This window comes from Parabacteroides sp. HGS0025, from assembly GCF_000969845.1.
Classification (GTDB): Bacteria; Bacteroidota; Bacteroidia; order Bacteroidales; family Tannerellaceae; genus Parabacteroides; species Parabacteroides gordonii.
The window spans coordinates 1,050,980-1,073,769 of the sequence record NZ_KQ033903.1; the positions used below are offsets into that span (position 1 = coordinate 1,050,980).

At 44.9% G+C, this 22,790-nt stretch carries 17 protein-coding genes; 11 read left to right on the forward strand and 6 right to left on the reverse strand.

Annotation, left to right across the window (positions count from 1 at the left end):
- Window positions 1-49: 49 nt before the first annotated feature.
- Both glsA and HMPREF1212_RS21095 read right to left on the reverse strand, forming a co-directional pair.
- A complete protein-coding gene (gene glsA, locus HMPREF1212_RS21090) occupies window positions 50-1,015 on the reverse strand; it encodes a glutaminase A (protein WP_046150976.1) in 966 nt (321 codons plus the stop codon).
- A 10-nt stretch (window positions 1,016-1,025) separates the two neighbouring features.
- Window positions 1,026-2,465: a glutamate decarboxylase gene (locus HMPREF1212_RS21095; protein ID WP_028730030.1), complete on the reverse strand. Its 1,440-nt coding sequence runs from the start codon at window positions 2,463-2,465 to the stop codon at window positions 1,026-1,028.
- Between the two features lie 313 nt (window positions 2,466-2,778).
- Between HMPREF1212_RS21095 and HMPREF1212_RS21100 the strand changes: the two genes are divergently transcribed.
- The 7 genes from HMPREF1212_RS21100 (at window position 2,779) to HMPREF1212_RS21130 (ending at window position 8,284) form a co-directional block, all read left to right on the forward strand.
- Window positions 2,779-3,999 (forward strand): MFS transporter, encoded by a 1,221-nt coding sequence (locus tag HMPREF1212_RS21100; protein WP_046150977.1) that lies wholly within the window; start codon window positions 2,779-2,781, stop codon window positions 3,997-3,999.
- A 23-nt stretch (window positions 4,000-4,022) separates the two neighbouring features.
- Window positions 4,023-4,934 carry a DMT family transporter gene (locus tag HMPREF1212_RS21105; protein ID WP_046150978.1) on the forward strand — a complete coding sequence of 304 codons (912 nt, stop codon included), beginning with the start codon at window positions 4,023-4,025 and terminating at the stop codon, window positions 4,932-4,934.
- Between the two features lie 160 nt (window positions 4,935-5,094).
- Window positions 5,095-5,556, forward strand: a complete 462-nt coding sequence (locus tag HMPREF1212_RS21110) for a DUF4252 domain-containing protein (RefSeq protein ID WP_046150979.1) — start codon at window positions 5,095-5,097, stop codon at window positions 5,554-5,556.
- Entirely contained in the window at window positions 5,550-6,068 is a 519-nt protein-coding gene (locus HMPREF1212_RS21115) for an RNA polymerase sigma factor (protein WP_046150980.1), read from the forward strand. The genes HMPREF1212_RS21110 and HMPREF1212_RS21115 overlap by 7 nt, the downstream gene beginning before the upstream one ends.
- Window positions 6,058-6,474: a FecR family protein gene (locus HMPREF1212_RS21120; protein WP_046150981.1), complete on the forward strand. Its 417-nt coding sequence runs from the start codon at window positions 6,058-6,060 to the stop codon at window positions 6,472-6,474. Before HMPREF1212_RS21115 ends, HMPREF1212_RS21120 begins: the two co-directional genes overlap by 11 nt.
- A complete protein-coding gene (locus HMPREF1212_RS21125) occupies window positions 6,464-6,925 on the forward strand; it encodes a DUF4252 domain-containing protein (protein WP_028730024.1) in 462 nt (153 codons plus the stop codon). The genes HMPREF1212_RS21120 and HMPREF1212_RS21125 overlap by 11 nt, the downstream gene beginning before the upstream one ends.
- 108 nt (window positions 6,926-7,033) lie before the next feature.
- Window positions 7,034-8,284: an acyloxyacyl hydrolase gene (locus tag HMPREF1212_RS21130; RefSeq protein WP_046150982.1), complete on the forward strand. Its 1,251-nt coding sequence runs from the start codon at window positions 7,034-7,036 to the stop codon at window positions 8,282-8,284.
- A 97-nt stretch (window positions 8,285-8,381) separates the two neighbouring features.
- Here HMPREF1212_RS21130 and mutS read toward each other — a convergent pair whose 3' ends face one another.
- Entirely contained in the window at window positions 8,382-11,003 is a 2,622-nt protein-coding gene (gene mutS, locus HMPREF1212_RS21135) for a DNA mismatch repair protein MutS (protein WP_369800856.1), read from the reverse strand.
- A gap of 112 nt (window positions 11,004-11,115) precedes the next feature.
- Window positions 11,116-12,627, reverse strand: coding sequence for a right-handed parallel beta-helix repeat-containing protein (locus tag HMPREF1212_RS21140; RefSeq protein ID WP_052725072.1), 1,512 nt, complete (start codon window positions 12,625-12,627; stop codon window positions 11,116-11,118).
- Between the two features lie 134 nt (window positions 12,628-12,761).
- On the opposite strand from HMPREF1212_RS21140, the gene HMPREF1212_RS21145 reads away from it, so the two are divergent.
- A complete protein-coding gene (locus tag HMPREF1212_RS21145; protein ID WP_046150985.1) occupies window positions 12,762-14,201 on the forward strand; it encodes an arylsulfatase in 1,440 nt (479 codons plus the stop codon).
- A gap of 114 nt (window positions 14,202-14,315) precedes the next feature.
- On the opposite strand, the gene HMPREF1212_RS21150 is transcribed toward HMPREF1212_RS21145, so the two are convergent.
- Window positions 14,316-16,136 (reverse strand): thiol protease/hemagglutinin PrtT, encoded by a 1,821-nt coding sequence (locus HMPREF1212_RS21150; RefSeq protein WP_046150986.1) that lies wholly within the window; start codon window positions 16,134-16,136, stop codon window positions 14,316-14,318.
- Between the two features lie 259 nt (window positions 16,137-16,395).
- Here HMPREF1212_RS21150 and HMPREF1212_RS21155 point away from each other — a divergent pair, with 259 nt between their 5' ends.
- Window positions 16,396-18,072 carry a SulP family inorganic anion transporter gene (locus HMPREF1212_RS21155; RefSeq protein WP_046150987.1) on the forward strand — a complete coding sequence of 559 codons (1,677 nt, stop codon included), beginning with the start codon at window positions 16,396-16,398 and terminating at the stop codon, window positions 18,070-18,072.
- 84 nt (window positions 18,073-18,156) lie between these two features.
- On the opposite strand, the gene HMPREF1212_RS21160 is transcribed toward HMPREF1212_RS21155, so the two are convergent.
- Window positions 18,157-18,825, reverse strand: a complete 669-nt coding sequence (locus HMPREF1212_RS21160) for an outer membrane beta-barrel protein (RefSeq protein ID WP_082099957.1) — start codon at window positions 18,823-18,825, stop codon at window positions 18,157-18,159.
- Between the two features lie 399 nt (window positions 18,826-19,224).
- Between HMPREF1212_RS21160 and HMPREF1212_RS21165 the strand changes: the two genes are divergently transcribed.
- Both HMPREF1212_RS21165 and HMPREF1212_RS21170 read left to right on the forward strand, forming a co-directional pair.
- Window positions 19,225-20,328, forward strand: coding sequence for an acyltransferase family protein (locus tag HMPREF1212_RS21165; RefSeq protein ID WP_046150989.1), 1,104 nt, complete (start codon window positions 19,225-19,227; stop codon window positions 20,326-20,328).
- Window positions 20,329-20,429: 101 nt separating this feature from the next.
- Window positions 20,430-22,784 (forward strand): T9SS type A sorting domain-containing protein, encoded by a 2,355-nt coding sequence (locus HMPREF1212_RS21170; RefSeq protein ID WP_232430176.1) that lies wholly within the window; start codon window positions 20,430-20,432, stop codon window positions 22,782-22,784.
- Window positions 22,785-22,790 lie beyond the last annotated feature (6 nt).

The window sequence follows — 22,790 nt, forward strand, 5'->3', positions numbered from 1 at the left end:
CCCTCTGAACGAGGGATAAAGAGGCTTGCCAATTAAAAGAACAAACTGTTTATTCAGTAATTGTTACCCGGTCGCCATTGAAAATGGACAGACCCAGTTTATTCATTATATATTTGATAGCCAATTGAGCTTTTACAGAGTTACCTGCACTGTCAATTGGAGGGGCAAAGGCTGAGATACCGAACAGGCCGGGCATCACACCCATCACACCACCACCTACACCTGTTTTTGCAGGGATACCGGAAGTGTACAACCAGTCGCCGGTATGTTCATAGAAGCCTACGGTAGCGATCAGCGAAGTGATCTTCGGCGACAATGATCCGTCGAATATCTGCTTTTTCGATACCGGGTTCAGACCATCGTTGGCAATAGTAGCTCCGCAGACAGATAATTGAGCTACTGTAATTCCCAGCGAACACTGACGGGTATAGAGGTCGAGCGACATATCCGGATCGTCGTAGATACGGTTGTAGTTCTTCAGCAACCAGGCAATGGAGCGGTTGTTGAAGTTGGTGGCAGACTCCGATTTGTATAACTCGTCGATCAGCTGGGGGGCACTGCCGCAAAGGTCGGTGATATTCGCAACAATGGCATCCCATTTCTTGGCGGAGTCGCCTATCGGTTGAACCATACTGTCGGCGGTAATCGCACCGGCATTGACCAACGGAGTAGACGGATGGTCTTTCTCCAGCAGGATCGCCATGATCGAGTTGAAAGGCAGTCCGGTAGCATCGGCACCGATCATTTGCAGTAACTTCTCTGCACCGTATTGGCGCAAGGCCAGTATGGCGGTATGCACTTTCGATACAGACTCTATACCGAAACGGTATTCGGAATCGCCCAACTGGATGAGTGTCCCGTCCATCAGACAGATACTGATACCGAACAGGTTCTTATCTATATTGGCCAGATAAGGGATGTAATCGGCATTCTTACCGTCTGTGTTCGTCTTGAACATCTCATAGGCTTCCTGGGCTGCTTCCTTGATTTGTGAAACGGAAATCTTCTTATCCATACTAAACAAATTATTTAGTTGATTTAGGAGAACCGGTATGAGTGAAGACAGAGCCTTTTACGGGTTGTTGTTTGTCTTGTGCGATACGGGTTGGAGTAGGATATTCCAGTTTTTCCAGGTCGGCGATCGCATTACTGATGTCGCCCAGCAACTGGTCTGCCATGTCGCGGCTGAAGCCCTGACGGACAACGATACGCATAACTACCCAGTTTTCGAGGTTGTCAGGCAATGTATAAGCAGGAACCATCCATCCGCTTTGTTTCAGTTTATCCTGCAAGTCGTAAAGTGTCCATTTGGCTGTCTTGGCATATTCCGGTTTCAGGTACCAGATGAACAATGGATTCACTACTTCTTTACTGTAATTCTGGAACGGAGCGAACTTAGCGATTTCAGCATGCAGATAATCGGCAATAGCCAGACTGTTCTGCTGTACTTCCTTGTAACCCTGGAATCCGAGACGGATAAACTGATAGTATTGTCCCAGAATCTGAGCGGCAGGACGAGAGAAGTTCAAACCAACCTGCGTGATGTTTGCGCCTAAATAATTCACACTGAAAGACATGGAGCCCGGCAGGTATTTTTTATCTTTCCAGACAACCCAGCCCAGACCCGGATAAACCAGACCGTATTTGTGGCCGGAAGTACTGATGGAAAGTACCCATTTCAGACGGAAGTCCCATTTTACTTCCGGTTTCAGGAATGGCAGGATGAAACCACCGGAAGCGGCATCCACATGGATAGGAATATCATAGCCTGTCTTTGCATTGTATGCGTCGAGGGCAGCGTCCAATGCTTCCACATCGTCGTTCAAACCTGTCCATGTAACACCCTGGATAGGAACGATACAGATAGTATTTTCGTCACACATATTCAGGGCATCCTGCGGGTCGAGTGTGATATGTTCCTGTGTCAACGGCACCTGGCGCATTTCGATCTGCCACAACTGGGCAAACTTTTCCCATACAACCTGGAATCCGGCAGAGATCACAAAGTTAGGTTTGTCGACCGGTTTGCCCTGAGCCAATCTTTTTTCACGCCAGCGCAACCAGGCTGCAACACCACCCAACATACATGCTTCGGAAGAACCGATAGCCAAAGCTCCGGCTTTCCACTGTGCCTGTTCGGGGCTGTTCCACAAGTTAGCCATGATGTTGATACATTTAGCGTTCATCACAGCGATACGCGGGTACTCAGTTTCGTCGATATAGTTGATGTTGATTGCTTCGTTCATCAACTTGGTTGCGTAATCGTCCATCCAGGTGGTAACAAATGTAGCCAGGTTCAAACGAGGTTGAGTCTGTGCATAAGTTTCATCTTTTACCATCTGGTAAGCGATCTCCGGAGTAGTTGGTCCGTCAGGGATCACGTCTACTGGAGCCGGGTGCAACATCGCGTTCGAGCCAAAAATTGCGGTTTTGGCATCACCTTCTCTAAAACTTGAATCTTTCATGTCTTTTTGTTTTTAAATTATTAAGAATTGGCGCAACCGACATTCGTGCGTCGATTTGTAGTGCAAAAACAGCCTCTAAAAAGAATTGTTCTTCGATTTTAGTTAATCCTGTAAGATTTGGAGTTTATTATCACAATGTTATATAAAAGAAGTTAGTGCGCTCACCGCACTCGAGAGGGTGCGGTGCATGCGCATTAGTTAGTGCGGTGCATGCGCACGGGAGGGTGCGGCGACCGCACTCGCTGGCCTGAATTTGCAAAATGAACATTCAGCCCTAATAATTGTTTTCTGTCTTATAAAACAGCCATTTAATATGAGAATAAAAACCGGACAGGGGACGATCCCCCTTATCACACTAATAGGCATATGGTCGATCTCGGCGCTGAATGCGTTGCCGGGGCTGGCAGTCTCTCCTATCCTGGGGAAGCTTTCGGCCATCTTTCCGCATTCGACGGAACTGGATATACAGATGTTATCTTCCTTGCCTTCCTTACTGATCATACCTTTTATTATATTGTCCGGCAAACTGACGGAGAAGATCAATAATATATGGTTGTTACAGATCGGTCTGGGGATTTTCGCCGTCAGCGGTCTCCTGTATCTGCTTTCGACGAAGATGTGGCAACTGATTGCCGTCAGCGCCTTGCTGGGAATCGGTTCGGGGCTGATCGTTCCGCTGTCGACCGGGCTTATATCGAGGTTCTTTATCGGAGCTTACCGGACAAAACAATTCGGGTTGAGTTCGGCCATCACTAATGTGACGCTGGTGCTGGCAACCATATTGACCGGTTACCTGGCGGAGATCAACTGGCATCTGCCGTTCCTCGTTTATCTGTTCCCGCTTGTTTCGATCGTCCTGTCGTTCTATCTGAAAAAGAATATAGATCCCCTACCCGTCCACGCAACGACTTCTTCGAAAAGCAAAACAACCCCGACCGATCCTTCATTCGGGAAACGGGGCATACAAATCAGGTATTTGATGCAGATCATGGGGTTCTACGGGCTGGCCACTTATCTGGTGATCATCGTCAGCTTCAACCTGCCTTTCCTGATGAAGGAATATCATTTCACCAGCGGTAACTCGGGCATTATGATCTCGCTCTTCTTTTTGGCTATCATGGCTCCGGGATTCGTGCTGAACCAGATCGTCGATTATTGCGGTAAGAAAACCAAGTTCTACAGCCTTCTTTCCATCGCCCTCGGCATGGGTTTGATCCTTATCTCCCGGACAGAGTGGCTGATCGGGTTAGGTTGTATCTTTACCGGATTAGGTTACGGCATTATTCAGCCTGTCGCGTACGACAAAACGACCCGCACGGCTATCCCGGAAAAGGTGACATTGGCACTGGCTTTCGTCATGGCGATGAATTACCTGGCTATCCTGCTGTGTCCATTCATTATAAATGTATTCAAAGATTTATTACATATAGAAACACAACAGTTCGCGTTCATATTCAACCTGATCATAGCCCTGGTGGCTGCCGCATGGGCTTATATCAAACAAGACTCGTTCCTGTTCAATGATAGTATGTAAATTACTTAAAAACGTCAAACAGTATGAAGAATAAAAAGACAGAAGCCAACCTTAGTATGATCGTATCGAAGACTTTCAGCGGTCTGAATGCGAATGCACTCAAATATCTCCTACCCTTATGGATCGCTCCGCTGACAGGAGTTATGTTCCGTTGCGTATTCGCCGCTGTCGTGTTCTGGATCATCAGCCTGTTCTGGAAACAGGATAAAACGACCCGGCGGGAGAAGATAACCCTGTTCCTGCTGGGGGCGATCGGTTTATATGGCTTTATGTTCTTCTATCTGCTCGGGGTCAGCAAGACGACACCGGTATCCAGTTCGCTGTTCAGCAGCCTGCAACCGATCTGGGTATTTATCCTGTCGGTCATCTTCCTCAGGGAACGGATCACGGCGATGAAGGTCATCGGTATCGTGATCGGGTTGGGCGGTGCACTGCTCTGTATCATGACACAGAAAAGCGATGATCTGGCTTCGGATGCTTTCACGGGTAATATGCTCTGCCTGCTCAGCTCGATCGCTTATGCAGCCTACCTGATTGTGAGCAATGTGGTACTGGGCAAGGTCAGCTCGCTCAATATGTTGCGGTATAGCTTCCTGGGGGCGGCCGTTTCCTCTTTGGTCGTGATGGCTTTTACCGGCTTCGACGGACACCTGTTCAGTCATTTCGAATGGCAACCTTTCCTGATCCTGATGTTCGTCCTGATCTTCCCTACCACGATCAGTTACCTTTTAATTCCGATAGGACTCAAATACCTAAGTACTACGCTGGTCGCTTTATACGGTTACATTATATTGATCGTTGCCACCATCGTCTCCCTTTCCATCGGCCAGGATCGTTTCAGCTGGTATCAGATGATTGCCATCGCACTGATCTGTTCGAGTGTCTACTTCGTTGAAATAGCGGAAAGTAAGGATAAAGCAACCGTCTCTAAATAATCGGCACATTGGGCTGTTAACACATTGCCGCATTATTTTTTTCCCTTTCTTTGTAACAACTTATTCTTCGATCCCGTCTCTCTTATGAAGGCTCTTCACAAAGCGCGCATCAGAGGGGCCGGAACAAATAGAATCAGTAATCACTTAATACAACAGAAAGATGAAAAAGTATATGCTTATCCTGATGTTAATCCTGATCTGCCAGGTAGGAAAGAGCCAGACAATGGACGATTTGTTCAATGAGTTCACAAAAACGGAACAAGTCAAACACGTGAAGATCCATTACGATGAAATTAAAGAGCTAGGCATCAAACAGATAAAAGTGACCACCCCGGATATGGGGATCAACGCAATCGAAATATTACACACCGAAGGTTGCACCCCCAAAACTAAAAAGCGCTTTACCAAAGCAATCCGGGAACTGGACGACCCGCGTTTCGAAACAATCGTCACCTTCAATGAAAAAGACAACCGCTGCAAAGTACTGGTACGTGTCGAAGGGGAAACGATACGCGAACTCGTGCTCCTGCGAACAGGCGGCAACGATGACGATAACCTGATACGCATCAAAGGAAAGATCAAATCTTCCGATATCGACAAGATGATAGCAAGTCTATGGTAACGGATGCCGGTCACTTCAAACGAACGTATCTATCCTTCCATCCCAAACTTTTCCGGATCGCTTATGCCCTTGTCGAAAACAAAGCCGATGCAGAAGATATCCTCCAGGATGCTTACTATAAACTATGGAATAAGCGGGATGAGCTGCCTGACATAGAGAATCCGGAAGCCTTCTGCGTCACACTGGTCAAAAACCTCTGTCTCGATTTCCTCCGGTCGCCCCGTGCAAACCGTCGGGAAGAAGAGATAGAAGAAGCTATTACACAGGCGACCGGCTCCTCACCGGAAAAGGAGCTGGAAACCAAGGACAAAGAACAACAGATCCGCCGACTGATAGAACGATTGCCCGATAACATGCGGCAGATCATCAAGCTAAAGGGTATCGACGATTGTTCGACGGATGAGATAGAACAGATAACCGGCCTGAGTGCCGTAAACATACGCGTGCTGCTTTCCCGGGCACGAAAAGTAATCAGGGAACAATTTGAAAAATTATACGAATATGAACGATAAACAGATAGATGAATTAATCAACAAGGTTCTCCGGGAGGATCAGACATTGCCGGAAGGACTTTCCGAGCGGTTGGAACAGCAGATAGATGCCTGGGCTGCCGCCGAAAAGAAAGAGACGATCCGTTCATCTTTCCGCCGCCGTTCCCTCTACTGGCTCAGCGGAGCGGCTGCCGTCGCACTGTTATGTGTAGGTATCTTCCAGTTTGTTGCCCCCGAAAAGGAACATCAGTTGGCAGACACGTATACCAATCCGCAGGAAGCCGCCATTGCCGCCCAGGAAGCACTCGCTTTCCTGTCTATAAACCTGAATAAGGGCATCGAGCAGGTAAACGAAGCTCAACAGGAAATGAATAAAGTAAACGAGATCCTGAATATACATTTAAAAGACAAACAAGATGAAAACTAAAAATATATTGCTTATTTTCTTTCTATGCTGCACAAGCATCTGCTTTGCACAGAACAAACTTTTCGACAAATACTCCGAAATGGATAACGTCACTTCCGTCTATATCTCAAAGAAAATGTTCCAGATGATGCCCTCTTTCGACACCAACGGACTTAACCTGATGAACATGAAAGGTAAGATAGAAGGCCTGCAAGTGCTCTCGACCGAAGATAACACCAAAAAAGAAAACATGCGCAAAGACTTTAAAGGGTTGATCAGTAAAGACCATGAGGAATTAATGCGTGTAAAAGACGGCAACACCCGTGCTACTTTCTATGTAAAACAAAAAGGAGACTTGATCAGCGAACTGATCATGCTGGCCGACACGGATAAAAGTTTCAGCGTTATCCAGCTGATAGGAAACTTCACCCTCCAGGACATACAGGAGATCACCAAAGAGATGAATAAATAAAAAAAGAACTCATAATAGGCTATCTAACCGCTTCAAAATATTATATTTGCGAAATATAGGGTACCTATCCCTTTACATGAATCAAATAACAAACGAGTGGAGCGGCGTATGGAAATAGAGAGGTTGAAAGTAATGGTCGTTTTGATTACCATGCTTTTCTTGTCTGATATAGCACTTGCAGAAGAAAGAAACAAAGATATTTTACCGGGCGGCGGGGTAGACTCCGTCGCTTATTCACGGCGATTGATTCACCGGCTGGGGATCGACGGCCGGCCGGCTTATATTTTCCCTACCAACTCTTTTCTGCGGGGAGACAATATGGATATGGAACCGATCCGAAAATCTATCTCTGCCCATTTAAAATATTCCTTTCAATATTATCCGAACAGTTACACGGACCGGATCTACAGAGGTTCTTACCAGGGACTCGGACTGGCCATGTATTCGTTTGATAATAAAGAGGAAATAGGAAACCCTTTTGCCCTTTACCTCTTTCAGGGTGCACGTATTGCCCAGTTCAATCCCCGCCTGTCGTTCAACTATGAATGGAACTTCGGAGCCTCTTTCGGCTGGAAGCCTTATGAAGAATATGATAATCCGTACAACAAAGTGATCGGTTCGAAAATCAACGCTTATATCAATGCTAATTTCTACCTGAACTATATTCTTTCAAAAGAGCTGGATCTCACAGCCGGAGTGGATTTAACACATTTCTCAAATGGAAATACTCGGTTTCCGAATGCGGGACTGAATACGATCGGTCTGAAAGTGGGACTGGTATATAACTTCAACAGGAATGGCGATTGCTTCTCCAAACCTTTCTTCCGGTCACCCGTACCGAATTTCCCCCGTCATATCAGTTATGATGTAGTCTTGTTCGGTTCCTGGCGACGGAAAGGGGTGTATTTCGGAGAAGGACAAGTTGCCGCACCAGGTGCTTTTGCGGTAGCAGGATTCAATATCAACCCGATGTATAACTTCGGATACAATTTCCGGGCAGGAGTATCGCTGGATGGTGTTTACGATGAGAGTGCCAATATCTACACTGAAGATTATATCGTTGGAACCGAACAGCCTTTTTACCGTCCGCCGCTCAGTTATCAGCTGGCATTGGGGCTTTCCGCACGGGCAGAGTATGTGATGCCTTACTTCACTGTCGGCATCGGTCTGGGTGGAAACGTTATCCACCGGGGAGGTGATTTGAAAGGTTTGTACCAGGTACTGGCACTCAAGATTGAAGTAACCCGAAGCTCATTCATCCATATAGGATATAACCTGCAGAACTTCCATACTCCTAACTATCTGATGCTGGGTATCGGATACCGGTTCCATAACAAGTATCCGACGTTTCATAGGTAAGAAGAAAAGTTTCATGCTTATGGAACTTTTGTTTCTCTAGGGTGAAACTTTTGTTTCATGCCTATGAAACTAATGTTTCTTCCTAATGAAACAGTTACTACTTCCCTGAAATGATCTTACGGATCTCGCTTAGTTTGTTCAGTGCTTCGATCGGAGTAAGGTTGTTTACATCGAGGTTCTTTATCTCGTCGCGTACCTGGCTTAATACGGGGTCGTCGAGCTGGAAGAAGCTAAGCTGATAGCCTTCGGCGGCGGATGCAATCTCTTTGACAGGCTTTGCTTTCACCTTGCCTTTTCCTTTCGCTTTGTCTTTGCAGTCGATCCCCTCCTGGCGGTTATCCGTTTCCAGTTGCTTCAGGATCTCGTCGGAACGTTTCACGATGCTCTTCGGCATTCCTGCCATCTTGGCCACATGGATACCGAAGCTATGTTCGCTACCGCCGGGAACCAGCTTACGCAGGAAGATCACCTTGTTGGAGACCTCTTTCACCGATACATTATAGTTCTTGATACGCTTGAACGAGCGCTCCATCTCATTCAACTCATGATAGTGCGTGGCAAAAAGCGTCTTGGCACGGGCATTCGGATGCTCATGGATATACTCGACAATCGCCCAGGCAATCGAGATACCGTCGTAAGTACTCGTACCACGCCCCAACTCATCGAACAGCACCAGGCTGCGCGACGACATATTATTCAGGATATTCGAAGCTTCGTTCATCTCCACCATAAAAGTAGACTCACCGACAGAGATATTATCGGAAGCCCCCACACGGGTAAATATCTTATCAACAAGACCGATGCGGGCAGACTCAGCGGGCACGAAGCAACCGATCTGCGCCATCAGCGTGATCAATGCCGTCTGACGAAGCAAGGCAGACTTACCCGCCATATTCGGCCCCGTTATAATGATGATCTGTTGCTTTTCGCTATCCAGATACACATCATTGGCGATATAAGGTTCTCCCAGCGGCAATTGCTTTTCAATCACCGGATGACGACCCGACTTGATATCGATCACCTCCGAATCATCCACCAGCGGACGGATATAACGATTGTTTTCGGCTACCTTGGCAAAAGACAACAGGCAATCCAGCCGTCCGATCAGGTTCGCATCCAACTGGATAGGCGGAATAACCTCAGCCAGGCAAAGTACCAGGTCATTAAACAGACGTCCTTCCAATGCCAGGATCTTCTCCTCCGCACCTAATATCTTTTCTTCGTATTCTTTCAGTTCCTCAGTGATATAACGTTCGGCATTCACAAGTGTCTGCTTACGAATCCATTCTACCGGAACCTTATCTTTATGGGCATTACGCACTTCGATATAATAGCCGAATACGTTATTGAAAGCAATCTTCAGACTGGGGATACCGGTCTTTTCACTTTCGCGCTGTTGCACCTTCAACAAATAATCTTTACCGGAGTAAGCAATCGCACGCAGATCATCCAATTCGGCATTTACTCCTTGGGCAATAACGCCTCCCTTATTCAACAAGGCGGGCGGATCGTTGTTTACTTCCTTTTCTATTCGCTCACGTATCTCCAGGCAGGCATTCAACTGTTCTCCGATGCGGCAAAGACTGGGCTCGTCGCTATTCATACAGGCCTCTTTGATCGGCTTGATAGCGCGAAGAGCCACTTTCAACTGAACTACCTCACGGGGCGATACACGTCCTACGGCCACCTTCGAGATAATACGCTCCAGGTCGCCTATCTGATCGATATGTTCGTCCAGAAGCTCTTTTACCTCCGGGTGACGGAAGAAGTAATCCACCACATCCTGCCGTTCCTGTATCGGTTTCACTTCCTTCAACGGGAAAAGAACCCAACGTCTCAACATACGCGAACCCATCGGCGAAACCGTCTTATCGATCACATCAAGCAGACTGGTTCCTTCATCATTCATCGTACCGACCAGCTCGAGGCTGCGCACGGTAAACTTATCCAGACGCACATAACGGTCTTCCTCAATACGCGACAGGCCGGTGATATGCGAAATATGTTTATGTTCCGTCTGATCCAGGTAATAAAGGATAGCTCCCGAAGCGACGATACCCAATTTCAGATGCTGTACGCCGAAACCTTTCAGGTTCTTCGTTTCGAAATGCTTCAGCAGGCGGTCGTTGGCGGCTTCGTCGGAGAAAACCCAGTCGTCCATCTCAAAAGTAAAGAAACGGGGGCCGAACGATTCTTCAAAACGCTTCTTATTGTTGCGCTCTATCAGCACCTCTTTCGGGGAGAAGTTATTCAGTAGTTTGTCGATATAATCGACCGTTCCCTCAGCTGTCAGGAACTCACCGGTGGAAATATCCAGTAATGCGATACCACAAACATCCTTTCCGAAATGAACGGCTGCGAGGAAGTTATTTTCTTTATGATTAAGAATATTATCGTTGATGGAAACACCCGGCGTAACCAGTTCCGTCACCCCACGCTTCACCAGTTTCTTGGTCAACTTCGGATCTTCCAACTGGTCACAGATGGCAACACGTTTACCGGCTCGCACCAGTTTAGGCAGATACGTATCGAGGGCATGATGCGGGAAACCGGCCATTTCGATAAACTGTCCCGGCCCGTTGGCTTTCTTCGTCTGAACGATCCCGAGAATTTCAGCACCAATCACGGCATCCTCACCATACATTTCGTAAAAGTCTCCTACACGGAACAGAAGGACAGCATCAGGGTGTTTCGCTTTAATATCGAAATACTGCTTCATCAATGGGGTTTCAACGATCTTTGCCACGGGATATATCTTTTATCATTTTATTTAAACCGTACAAAGGTACAATTTTTTACGAGAGTATAAAGGAGGAGAATATCGCTTTACCTTATTGTTGCCAAAAGTTACGGATCGCCTGTTCATTCACGAAAACACCTTCTATGCCCGCAATGGTAATCGTATCCATTAATTGCGACAAGCCGCCAAAGCCATCATTTGCTTTATCTACTATCTTCTGATAAGCTTCTGATGAATAACGGGCATTGGCATCTTCCGGCTTCACCATGAACTTACCCAGATAATAATTACCGTCGAACGTATTATTTGTCGACTCTGTGAAGTTGAACGTTGTGCTTTCAGCCGTATAGAAAATATTATCTTTTACCAGCGTACTGTCGGAGAAACCGCCCCAGGAGTCGAATGTCATCATGCTGCGGTCTACTTTTCCTTCCGGCTTTTTATTCACATGGAGGATGTTGTTACAGATGGTCGTGTTCTTTACAGGGCCTGCCAGATGAATATTAGGCGAGAAGGTTCCTACCCGGGTAAGGCGCGTACGGATACCGTCATTGATACTGATATTGTAGCGGACGATTGTTCCCCGGTTACCGATATTGGACGGCTCGGAAACTTCACCGGAATTGCAGATCAAGACCATGCCGCCTTCGTTATCGTGACTGTAATTATACTCGATCACCGTGTTCGTACAGTTCCAGTCCGAATCGAATCCCTGGGCATCCCAGGGAGCCTTATGATCGCTAACTTCGTTGAAACGAATGATCGTATTGTCACAGCTCCACGGCCAGATACCGGCTGCGGCTTCCGTATCAGGAAGTATGGCCGGACAATTACGCATCACATTATATTCAATCAGCATGCTGTCGCAACCGATCGGAACGATACCGTCGCCGGGTACTTCTTCAATCAGGTTATTACGAACAACCGTATGTTTGCTCGGGTGCCAGTTGCGGCGGTCGCTGTAAGCCGACCATATCATCGCATTACGGGAACAACGGCGTATGCAGCAGTTCTGGATGGTCAGGCTGTCGAACATGGAGATCACCTCTTTTCCCCCGTTGACGATCAGGATACCGCTGCCGCCGCCTTCCGCTTTCACCAACGAACCGTTTACATCCCGTATATCAATCCCATCTACTATAATATTATGTGACACGCCATAGTCGGAAGCTTCTATCTTCAAGCCGGTACGGAAAGGTTTACGTTCTTTGCCTGTATTCACTATTTCAATATCACGGAATGTGACGTAATCGGAGTTGTGGATACGAACGGCATACAGGGAACTGTCGTTTCCAACAATACATGGCTTACTTCCTTCACCATAAGCTTCTACATATATCCTATTATCTGAAGTTCCCTGTCCCGAGATTTCCAGTTCGCCGGAGTAAGTATCTCCCCTCTTCAACAGGATACGGTCACCCGGTTTCAGTTGGAGAGATTGAAGTTTGGAGAGGCTCTTCCAGGCAGCCTGTTCGGAATGTCCGTTATTATTATCATTTCCGTTCACAGCATCCAGATAGTAGCAGGAGGTATCCGGTGCACAGCCGACACAAAGAAAAACAAGGAAAAAGAACAATAAGTAACTGTTTACATGCTTTGTCATAGCCAAAAGAATATTAGATTAAAACGACAGTAAATATAATAACTATCTGTAACAAAGAACCCAAATGAATAATTATTATTCCGGATAAATAATATAACTTTGTCGACAATCTGACAAGAAATAACTAAAAGATCATGAAAAAAACTATTTTACTCGCTTCCGGCCTTATCCTGGCTGTTCCTTTTGTGCAGGCGCAAAAGAGCAAAGACAAAAAACCAAATGTTGTATTTATCCTGGCCGACGACCTTGGATACGGCGACTTAAGCTGCTACGGACAAGAGAAGTTTAATACACCGAATATCGACCAACTGGCTCAAAACGGTATGCGTTTTACGCAATGTTACTCAGGTACTACCGTCAGTGCCCCTTCCCGCTCTTGCCTGCTGACAGGTACACATAGCGGACATACTCCCATTCGCGGAAACAAAGAACTTGACCCGGAAGGACAATTCCCGTTGCCCGAAGGGGCACGTACCATTTTCCACGTCATGCAGGATGCCGGATATAAGACTTCGGCTTTCGGTAAGTGGGGACTGGGTTACATCGGTACTTCCGGTGATCCTAAAAATCAGGGATGCGAAACATTCTTCGGATATAACTGCCAGCTACTGGCACACAGCTATTATCCCGATCATCTGTGGGACAACGACCAGCGTGTCGAACTGAAAGATAATGTATTGGACGTCGAATACGGAAAAGGTACTTATTCACAAGACCTGATCCACTCGAAAGCACTCGACTACCTGGATAATTTGAAGGAAGACGAACCTTTCTTCATGTGGTATCCGACCATTCTGCCCCATGCCGAACTGATCGTACCGGAAGACAGCATCATCCAGAAATTCCGTGGCATGTATCCGGAAAAGGCACATAAGGGTACCGAACCGGGCAGTCCGGCTTTCCGCAAAGGTGGTTATTGCACACAACTATATCCCCACGCTACATTTGCCGCGATGATCTATCGTCTGGACGTATATGTGGGACAGATCGTGCAAAAACTGAAAGAAAAAGGTTTATACGACAATACAATCATCATCTTCGCCAGCGACAACGGCCCTCACATGGAAGGTGGAGCCGATCCTGATTTCTTCAACAGCAATGGCATCTACCGCGGTTACAAACGCGACCTGTATGAAGGTGGTATCCGTGTACCGATGATCATTTCATGGCCGGGACATATACAGCCGGGAACGGAAACGAATTTCATGTGTTCGTTCTGGGATGTGTTACCCACATTCGAAGAGATCATCCATCCGAAAGCTAAACAGAAAGAGATGGACGGTGTAAGTATGTTGCCGCTACTGCAAAACCGTAAAGGACAAAAAGAGCATGAGTTCCTGTATTTCGAGTTCCAGGAAATGAACGGTCGCCAAGCAGTACGCCAGGGCTCATGGAAACTGGTTCATATGAATATCCGTGGTGATAAACCGTATTACGAGCTTTATAATTTAGCAGCCGATCCTTCGGAAAAGTATAACCTGCTGGACAAGTATCCGGAAAAGGTAGCCGAACTGAAAGAGATCATGGTACGGGAACATATCGAAGATCCGAACTGGCCGTTACTGAAGAAATAAAGATATGATCATTTCGTTGACGTCAACGAAATGATCAAAGCATTGAAAAAAGCAGGCTGAATTGTAATTAATAGAACAATTCAGTCTGCCTTTATTTTATCTAACCATTATATATTACTTCTTTACCACCTTATGGCTACTTCGTCCTTCCGCAGTCTGTACCTCCATCACATAAATACCTGACGGATAGCTGCTGTAAGAAAACGTAACAGTCGAATTATCGCTTCCCGGCTGCTTTTTCAACAGGCGGCCGTTCATATCATACAAAGCGATTTCCCGGATAGCGACAGGAGAAGTTACGTAAGCCGTTCCGTTCGTATCATAGGAAACAGAGATATTCGTCTCTGCTGATATCTCTTCCGTTGAGGTCGGATCGCCGGCTACCAGGATCTCTCCGGTCGTATTGCTGCCACCTCTCACCCATTGCCAATCCTGCGCGTCGCTGCTCTTATATAGCAGGCGGATACGGTCGCCGGGTACCATTTGCTGCGTGATCGTACAAGGTACTTCCTGAGCTACTCCCTGTTCAATCTGTATGCTGACAGGCTCTTCACTCGAAATGAACTCTTTGGTATTACCATCCTTATCGACAAGGGCGACAACCAGGTTACCGGAAAAATCACGGATACTCATATTACCCACATAGCCGTATTCAACACCAAACAGTTTGTTTGGTTCGAAAGTATCCGTTGTTGCTTCGAGGCCGGCAAAGACCGTTCCGCTGTTCTCACCATAGAAAAAGGCCAGTACGTCCTGATAGGTGGAACCTTCCACCGGTTTCTTCATACTGATGATAGCATCCTGGTCGAGCGAGAAACCGCCAATGTTACCACCTGTTCCCTGCTCTTCGGGTTCAAGTACCGCCAGCAGGTAATAACCGTTGGCCAGTCCGCCCCAACCCCAGTTCACATGATAATAATCCGCTTCGTTATAACCGTCGATGATAAACTGGTGGCCTTCGTTCTGATCGTTTTCCCCCCCGTAAATCACAGGGCGGTTATCATCCAGTTCACCTTTGATGATAGACTCCCATTCGGCTGTCTGGTAGTTTTCACGTTGCAGGACATGAAGGGATTTATCGTATTTCATATAATTGACAAGACCCTGGGCGGCTGTCAATGTCAGCGCACCACTGTTTCCGGGGGCATAATTCATATCGGACATAACACCGACATCATACATCAAGGTAGCTATGTTCTGTGCCTGTTCAGTAGTATATTGCCCGGCCGTATAGGTAGAAGGCATGTTATCCCACTGGTAAGGAGTATCGAAGGTAGCCGAAAGGGAGAGGTTGTAAGTCTGGGAAGTATAAGAATGGCTGCCCTCACCCACGTCCGGCCATTTATGATACTGCATGGCAATAGATGTCGAGGTGGCGACACATCCGGTCGGTGTGCGCTGGCTGTTTACCACGGGACACAGATTGTTATAAGGTGTCATTTGATCCCATAGAACGGTTGTCAGGGACACCCCACCCGACTTCAACTGCATAGTTCCCTGGCGAACCTGATTCCAGGCAACTGAAACTTCACGGGATGCTTCCTGCTTATTCTCACGTATCCAGTTGATCTGGCGTTGGTAACTATCAAACCATCCGCGCAGATTCGACGGCATGGAGTCTTTTTCAAACAGTTGCTGCATACCATATCCTAAGATAGGATAAACGGCATCGTCACCCGCCACAACGACAAAGCCGTCGGCATCTTCGCGGTTGAATACGTAAAAAGTAGCATCCTGCACGGAACCGACTGACTTGGTAGTTGTTCCGGCATCCGACCAGACCAGAGTCAATCCGGGTTCTGAAGCTTTTGTCTGCGGAGAATTCGCTTTCAGGAAACTGAGGGCTACACTCCGTGCCTGCTTCACATCAATAGGTGCGGCACTTATCGACATAGTCAATAAGGCGGTAAAGAAAACAATAGTACATCTTCTCATTACTCGTAATTTTTAAGTTTACATTCAGTTTGCGCTTATCAGAGGCCCGGTTAAAGGTGTTTTTATAACAAGGAAAGGAGAGAAATAGTTTCTGTCTTTTCACACCGGCAGATCAACAACTATTGCTTGCCAAAAAACTCCTTCCGGAATCTATCCTGCCCATTTTGAAATGTCGACATTGCAAAATACCCTATAATTTATACTTCCCGATAAATATTATTGTATCTTTGCATCACAATTTAACACATTAGGCAGAAAAATGAAAAGCAAAATTGATTTTCAGCCCAAGCTTATATCGGCGCTGAAAAATTATTCCAAAGAAAAATTCATGACCGACCTGATGGCAGGGATCATCGTGGGTATTGTTGCCCTTCCATTGGCCATCGCATTCGGTATTGCTTCGGGAGTAAGTCCGGAAAAAGGATTGATCACGGCAATAATCGGTGGGTTTATCGTTTCTCTTCTAGGAGGAAGTTCCGTGCAGATCGGCGGGCCGACCGGAGCTTTCATTGTAATCGTATATGGTATTATACAAAATTTCGGTATCGAAGGATTGGCCATAGCGACAGTTATCGCCGGAATTATATTGGTGGTAATGGGAGCTTTAAAGCTAGGAACGGTCATCAAGTTCATTCCTTATCCTATCGTAGTCGGTTTTACCAGTGGTATTGCGCTGACTATCTTTACCACACAGATGAAAGACCTGTTCGGTTTGACGATGGAAAAGGTTCCGGCCGATTTTATCTCCAAATGGATTGCTTATTTCGAACATTTCCATACAATTAATCCCTGGTCGTTCGTCATCGGGATTATTAGCATCGTCATTATAGCCGTTTCACCCAGATTCTCGAAGAAGATACCGGGTTCGCTGATCGCTATTATTGTGATGACAATTATTGTCTATATCATGCGTAACCATCTGGGTATTGCAGGCATAGAAACGATCGGCGACCGTTTTACCATCAATGCTTCTCTCCCACAGCCAGAAGCTATTTCTTTCAATATGGAAACGATCAACCTGTTGCTTCCTTCTGCATTTACCATTGCCATGCTGGGGGCGATCGAATCGCTTCTTTCTGCAACAGTGGCAGATGGTGTGACAGGAGACAAACATAATTCCAATACCGAACTGATTGCACAAGGGGCTGCCAATATCATTGTCCCTATTTTCGGTGGTATTCCGGTTACCGGTGCTATTGCCCGTACGATGACGAATATCAATAACGGTGGCCGTACGCCTGTTGCCGGTATTATCCATGCAATTGTATTACTATTGATCCTCTTATTTCTGGGCCCGCTGACCAAGCATATTCCAATGGCCTGCCTGGCTGGTGTATTGATCATCGTTTCTTACAATATGAGTGAATGGCGCACATTCCGTTCGTTGATGAAAAATCCGAAAAGCGATGTTTCCGTTTTGCTGGTAACCTTCTTCCTGACAGTGATATTCGACCTGACTATCGCTATCGAGATAGGTCTGCTAATCGCCATGTTCCTGTTTATGAAACGGGTAGCTGAAACAACACATGTTTCAGTGTCCAAAGATGAAATAGACCTGTCCGATGAAGGTGAGATACACCATGACGAAGAGGTGTTGACTTTACCGAAAGGGGTTGAAGTGTATGAAATCGACGGCCCATTCTTCTTCGGTGTCGCCAATAAATTCGATGATGTAATGAAAGTCATAGGCGATAAACCTAAAGTGCGTATTATCCGTATGCGTAAAGTTCCGTTCATGGATTCAACAGGGCTGCATAACCTCGAAAGTTTATTCCGCTTATCGAAAGCGGAGAATATCCACATGATCCTATCCGGGGTAAATGAAGATGTACGCCGTGTATTGATCAAATCAGGCTTCGACCAAAAGATCGGTGCGGAAAATATTTGTTCCAATATTAACGAAGCGGTCAGAAAGGCAGAAGAGGCAGTAAGGTAAATCTATTTTTTCAGTTTTGAAAGTTACTAAAGAAATAAATATGTATGAATGGGGAGAACTTTAGGAAAGTCTCCCCATCAATTCTTATAAATTGAATTTATATCCAATAGTTATAGCTACGCTTCTATTCTTATACTTAAAATAATTATCCGGATCAAATTCTTTCCATGTCTTTTTAAGCCCTAAGTCATAAGCCAAAGATAAATTAAACTTATATACCTCGGCACTTAGAGCAAATCGTAAACCGGAATCAAAGCGTTCAAAAGGTTCTATGTATTCATTTTTTCCCGTCTTTAAATCAAAACGTTCAAACGGATTATACCATATCCCATCTGTATTACCGATTCCCGTATGTACAAAATTGGACCCAAACTCTCCATATCCATTTACTCCACAAGCAAAATAAGCCCCTAGCTGAGGAACTAAAGATATATGTTCAACAACCGGAATACGGTAGCCAAACATGACAGGCAATTCCAGATACCCCAAACGAACCATTAATTCACGACTGCCATCCACCAAACCATTGGCACCTTTCGTTGTATGATAGATTCCACTTAAAAGCATTATATTATTCCCTAACTGATAGTCAATTGTCAAACCACCAACAGGCAGAACCTGCCTATGATCTCCTTTCACTCCTAACCTAGCCATATTAACACCAACCTCAGCTCCCAAACGAACTTGAGCACTCAACTTCACTACACTCATACCAATGAGCATACTTAAAATAATACACAACTTTGTTTTCATAATTTTTTATCATTTATATATATGACAGATTCTGACAAAATACCCCTATTCCAAAGTAATTACTTTGTCAACATGGTTTGATCTCGGCAGACAACTCAGCTATATAAGCATTCCTTAAAAGACCAGATATATTTCCAATTACCCTACTTATTAAATAGAATTACTATGGCGACTAATCAGTGGTTAATAACCATCAACCGTATGGGTTACAATTATCAGCCGTATGGTTGATAAATATCGGCCGCTCGGCTGACAATTGTGAGCCATTAAAAAGTACCCTATAAATGGGCAAAAACATAAGGTTGATTGTACTGAAGGTTAGTGTTTTATTTTTAAAATAATATCACCTTGTTCTTTTTTCCATTACATTTGCGTCTTTACAAACCTAAAATCTAAGATATGGCACAATCAGGAAGATTACTCTCGTTGGATGTAATGAGAGGTATCACAATTGCAGGAATGATCATGGTGAATAATCCCGGAACCTGGGAATATGTATATGCTCCTTTACGGCATGCATCCTGGAACGGCCTCACTCCTACCGATCTGGTCTTTCCGTTCTTTATGTTCATCATGGGAGTTTCGATGTTCTTTTCATTGCGGAAATATAATTTCAAACTATCCAAAGAAAGTGTTACGAAGGTATTGAAGCGGACAGCACTTATCTTTCTGGTCGGATTCGGACTGAACCTTTTCTCCCATATCTGTTATAACGGATTCACTCACTTTGAAAACCTTCGCATCCTCGGCGTTATGCAACGCCTTGCATTGGCTTATGGCGCAGGTTCACTGATCGGGCTGGCTGTCAATCATAAATATATCCTGCAAACAGCTACCGTGATACTCTTATTCTACTGGATACTCCTGGCCCTAACAGGAAGCACCACATTATCGGAAGATAATATCATTGCCGTTGTAGACCGTGCCCTGTTTGGCAACACACATATGTATCACGATTATCTGGCCGACGGAACACGTATTGCTTTTGATCCGGAAGGATTGTTAAGCTGTCTCGGAAGTATCGCACATGTATTATTAGGTTTCTATGCCGGTAAAATAATTCTGGACAGCAAAAAGAATAATGAATTAATTATCAGGAATTTGTTTATCTTTGGAAGCATTATTCTGTTTCTGGGATTTCTATTCAGTTACGGTTGTCCGATCAATAAAAAGTTATGGAGCAGTACTTTTGTTTTAACCACTTGTGGATTCGGTTCATTGTTCCTGGCCTTATTGATCTGGATTATCGACATTAACGGTAAAAAGAAATGGTCATTATTTTTCGAATCATTCGGGATTAATCCGTTATACCTGTATGTACAAGGCGATATACTGGCTGTCATACTGGATAAAAGCGGTATAGCATCTTATATTTATACGGATATATTGGCTCCCTTATTCGGAAACTTCGGCGGTTCATTAGTATGGGCTATTTTCTTTGTTATTCTGAACTGGATCCCCGGATATTGGTTATATAAGAAACGTATCTATATTAAATTATAATGAATAGTAAAAACCTCTTTTGTCATTACATTTATATAAGTATTGTCTGTTTATTTTTGTTTTGCACTAATAAGGCAAAATCTCAAATAAGCGAAGGGGGAATGCCAGCCAGTTTCAATGAACAGAATACATTGAAAAGCCAACTACCGGTAGTTGACATTCCTATAAACTTCAGTGTGGAAGATATGAAAGTGGTGGATGCATGGCAAGTAAGCCAGGGAGCACCATTAGCAGTCTCTACCTTGTTAGATACGGATCTGAATATGGATAATGCCGGCCTTTGGCTTACTTTGTCTTCCGGACAAAAAATATGGCAACTGCATCTGCAGGCAAAAGGGGCTATCGCATTAATGCTTTATTATGATACATTCTACATACCTGAAGGAGGAAAACTGTTCATTTATAATGCAGAGAAAACTCATTTACTAGGGGCGTATACTTCACGAACTAATCCAGCAGGGAAATCGTTTGCTACCGAATTCGTAGCCGGCGATAATATCACGTTGGAATATGAACCCTCGCCTTCCGGTGAACCAGCCTGCATAAAAATCAATCAGATAGGATATGGATACAATCATCTATCCGTTTTCTCCGGGCTAAAAAGTACCGGCCCCGGAACATCAGGCTCCTGTATGGTGAATATCAATTGCGAAGAAGGAGAGGAGTGGCAGACTGAAAAGAACGGGGTCTGCCAGATGGTTCAGAAGATAGGAACAGCGGCTTATCTTTGTACAGGCTCCTTAATAAATAACACGGCTTTGGATATGAAACCTTATATTTTATCCGCTTTCCATTGTTCTCAAGATCTTAAGAACAATACCATTGCTTCGGATGAGGATCTGAACCAATGGGTATTTCATTTTCATTTTGAACATTCCGGATGCGATAATTCTTCTCCCGTAACGGAACAGAAATCGATGGTAGGCTGTACCCGTAAAGTCAGTATCCCACTCGACGGTGGTTCCGACGGACTTTTAGTATTACTGAATAATGATATTCCTAAAGATTATAATGTCTATTTCAATGGTTGGGACAGGAGGGACACACCTGCAAATTCAGGTGTAAATATTCATCATCCATCCGCCGATTACATGAAAATATCAACCTTCGGCAGTTATCCGGTTGAAACAGTCACTTGGCTGGATGATACTAATACAACGGGAGCTCAAAATGCACACTGGAATGTAGTGTTCGATCCGACTCCCAATGGACATTCTATAACCGAAGGTGGCTCATCCGGTTCCCCTCTATTAAACCAAAACAAACTGATAGTAGGCACCTTAACCGGTGGTAACTCCACCTGCCGCTATACGGACGGGCGAAATATATACAGTAAACTGTTTTATCACTGGAATAAATACGGTAAGTCGGATAACGAACGCATGGATATCTGGCTCGATCCACTGAACACAGGTACAGTCAACCTCGCAGGATTATCTCAGACAGGTGAGGAGGGGACTTTAATAAATTATCAACCGCCAACGGATGTGACTTCAAAAACCATATCTTCCAATAATATTCTGATCGAATGGAATGCTCCTTTATACAAACAAGTTATCGGATGGGGAACTCAAAATTCATCAAAACAGATAGGTTATACAAACACTCCATTCTATTTCGGTCAAAGATGGGATACCAAAGATTTAAAGGATTTTCATAAGAAAAAGTTGATCAGTGTTAACTTTATTCCGGTTTCCAACGCTTTCTATGCTATTTATATTAAGCAGGGGGAACGTACTTACAGCCAGGAAATAACTAATCCGGTAGCTAATAAATCAAATTCGGTTCAGTTGAGAACTCCATTTGTAATAGATGCCGGACAGGAGTTGATTGTCTCTATTCATGTAAAAAAATATAGTCGGTCGACTCCCGCATTTATGGACGGTGGGCCGTCCATTCACGGAAAAGGGAATCTTATTTCTTTTGACGGAGAAAAATGGGAATATTTGCAAAATGAGAAAACGGACAATAACTTTATCTTATCAGCGGTTGTAACTTCCGAAGAGGGAACCCTTACACGCAGCAGTGCTTTCCCTGTTATCACGGGATATAATATCTACAAAAATCAGCAAAGGCTGGCTTCCGTTTCTGCTTCTACATTACAATATACAGACAGAAACATCACTTCAGGCACACATTCTTACAGTGTTTCAACATTGTATGACAAAAATGAAAGTAGACAAGTTACAGCTGCTAACGAAATAAAAGTAAACTCTGAAAAACTTACGGAAGCTGATGAAATAACCGTCACTCCGACAATATTCAAGGATCAATTACGGATCATTAATCATCAACAGGTAAAATCTATCGAGATCTATACCGCCGACGGAAAAATGATCCGGAAAATAAATAACCCATCAGAACAGATAAACCTATGCAATCTATCACAAGGCGTTTATTTCTTCAGGTTATTAACCGATAAATCAGCAAAAACGATTCGCTGTATCAAACAGTAAAGAAAA

Coding starts and splice junctions, on each gene's coding strand:
- HMPREF1212_RS21160 (WP_082099957.1), bottom strand. CDS start 18,825: ATGAAAACAAAGTTGTGTATTATTTTAAGTATGCTCATTGGTATGAGT.
- HMPREF1212_RS21155 (WP_046150987.1), top strand. CDS start 16,396: ATGAAAAGCAAAATTGATTTTCAGCCCAAGCTTATATCGGCGCTGAAA.
- HMPREF1212_RS21170 (WP_232430176.1), top strand. CDS start 20,430: ATGCCAGCCAGTTTCAATGAACAGAATACATTGAAAAGCCAACTACCG.
- HMPREF1212_RS21140 (WP_052725072.1), bottom strand. CDS start 12,627: ATGACAAAGCATGTAAACAGTTACTTATTGTTCTTTTTCCTTGTTTTT.
- HMPREF1212_RS21110 (WP_046150979.1), top strand. CDS start 5,095: ATGAAAAAGTATATGCTTATCCTGATGTTAATCCTGATCTGCCAGGTA.
- HMPREF1212_RS21165 (WP_046150989.1), top strand. CDS start 19,225: ATGGCACAATCAGGAAGATTACTCTCGTTGGATGTAATGAGAGGTATC.
- HMPREF1212_RS21105 (WP_046150978.1), top strand. CDS start 4,023: ATGAAGAATAAAAAGACAGAAGCCAACCTTAGTATGATCGTATCGAAG.
- mutS (WP_369800856.1), bottom strand. CDS start 11,003: ATGAAGCAGTATTTCGATATTAAAGCGAAACACCCTGATGCTGTCCTT.
- HMPREF1212_RS21125 (WP_028730024.1), top strand. CDS start 6,464: ATGAAAACTAAAAATATATTGCTTATTTTCTTTCTATGCTGCACAAGC.
- HMPREF1212_RS21120 (WP_046150981.1), top strand. CDS start 6,058: ATGAACGATAAACAGATAGATGAATTAATCAACAAGGTTCTCCGGGAG.
- HMPREF1212_RS21130 (WP_046150982.1), top strand. CDS start 7,034: ATGGAAATAGAGAGGTTGAAAGTAATGGTCGTTTTGATTACCATGCTT.
- HMPREF1212_RS21145 (WP_046150985.1), top strand. CDS start 12,762: ATGAAAAAAACTATTTTACTCGCTTCCGGCCTTATCCTGGCTGTTCCT.
- HMPREF1212_RS21100 (WP_046150977.1), top strand. CDS start 2,779: ATGAGAATAAAAACCGGACAGGGGACGATCCCCCTTATCACACTAATA.
- glsA (WP_046150976.1), bottom strand. CDS start 1,015: ATGGATAAGAAGATTTCCGTTTCACAAATCAAGGAAGCAGCCCAGGAA.
- HMPREF1212_RS21115 (WP_046150980.1), top strand. CDS start 5,550: ATGGTAACGGATGCCGGTCACTTCAAACGAACGTATCTATCCTTCCAT.
- HMPREF1212_RS21095 (WP_028730030.1), bottom strand. CDS start 2,465: ATGAAAGATTCAAGTTTTAGAGAAGGTGATGCCAAAACCGCAATTTTT.
- HMPREF1212_RS21150 (WP_046150986.1), bottom strand. CDS start 16,136: ATGAGAAGATGTACTATTGTTTTCTTTACCGCCTTATTGACTATGTCG.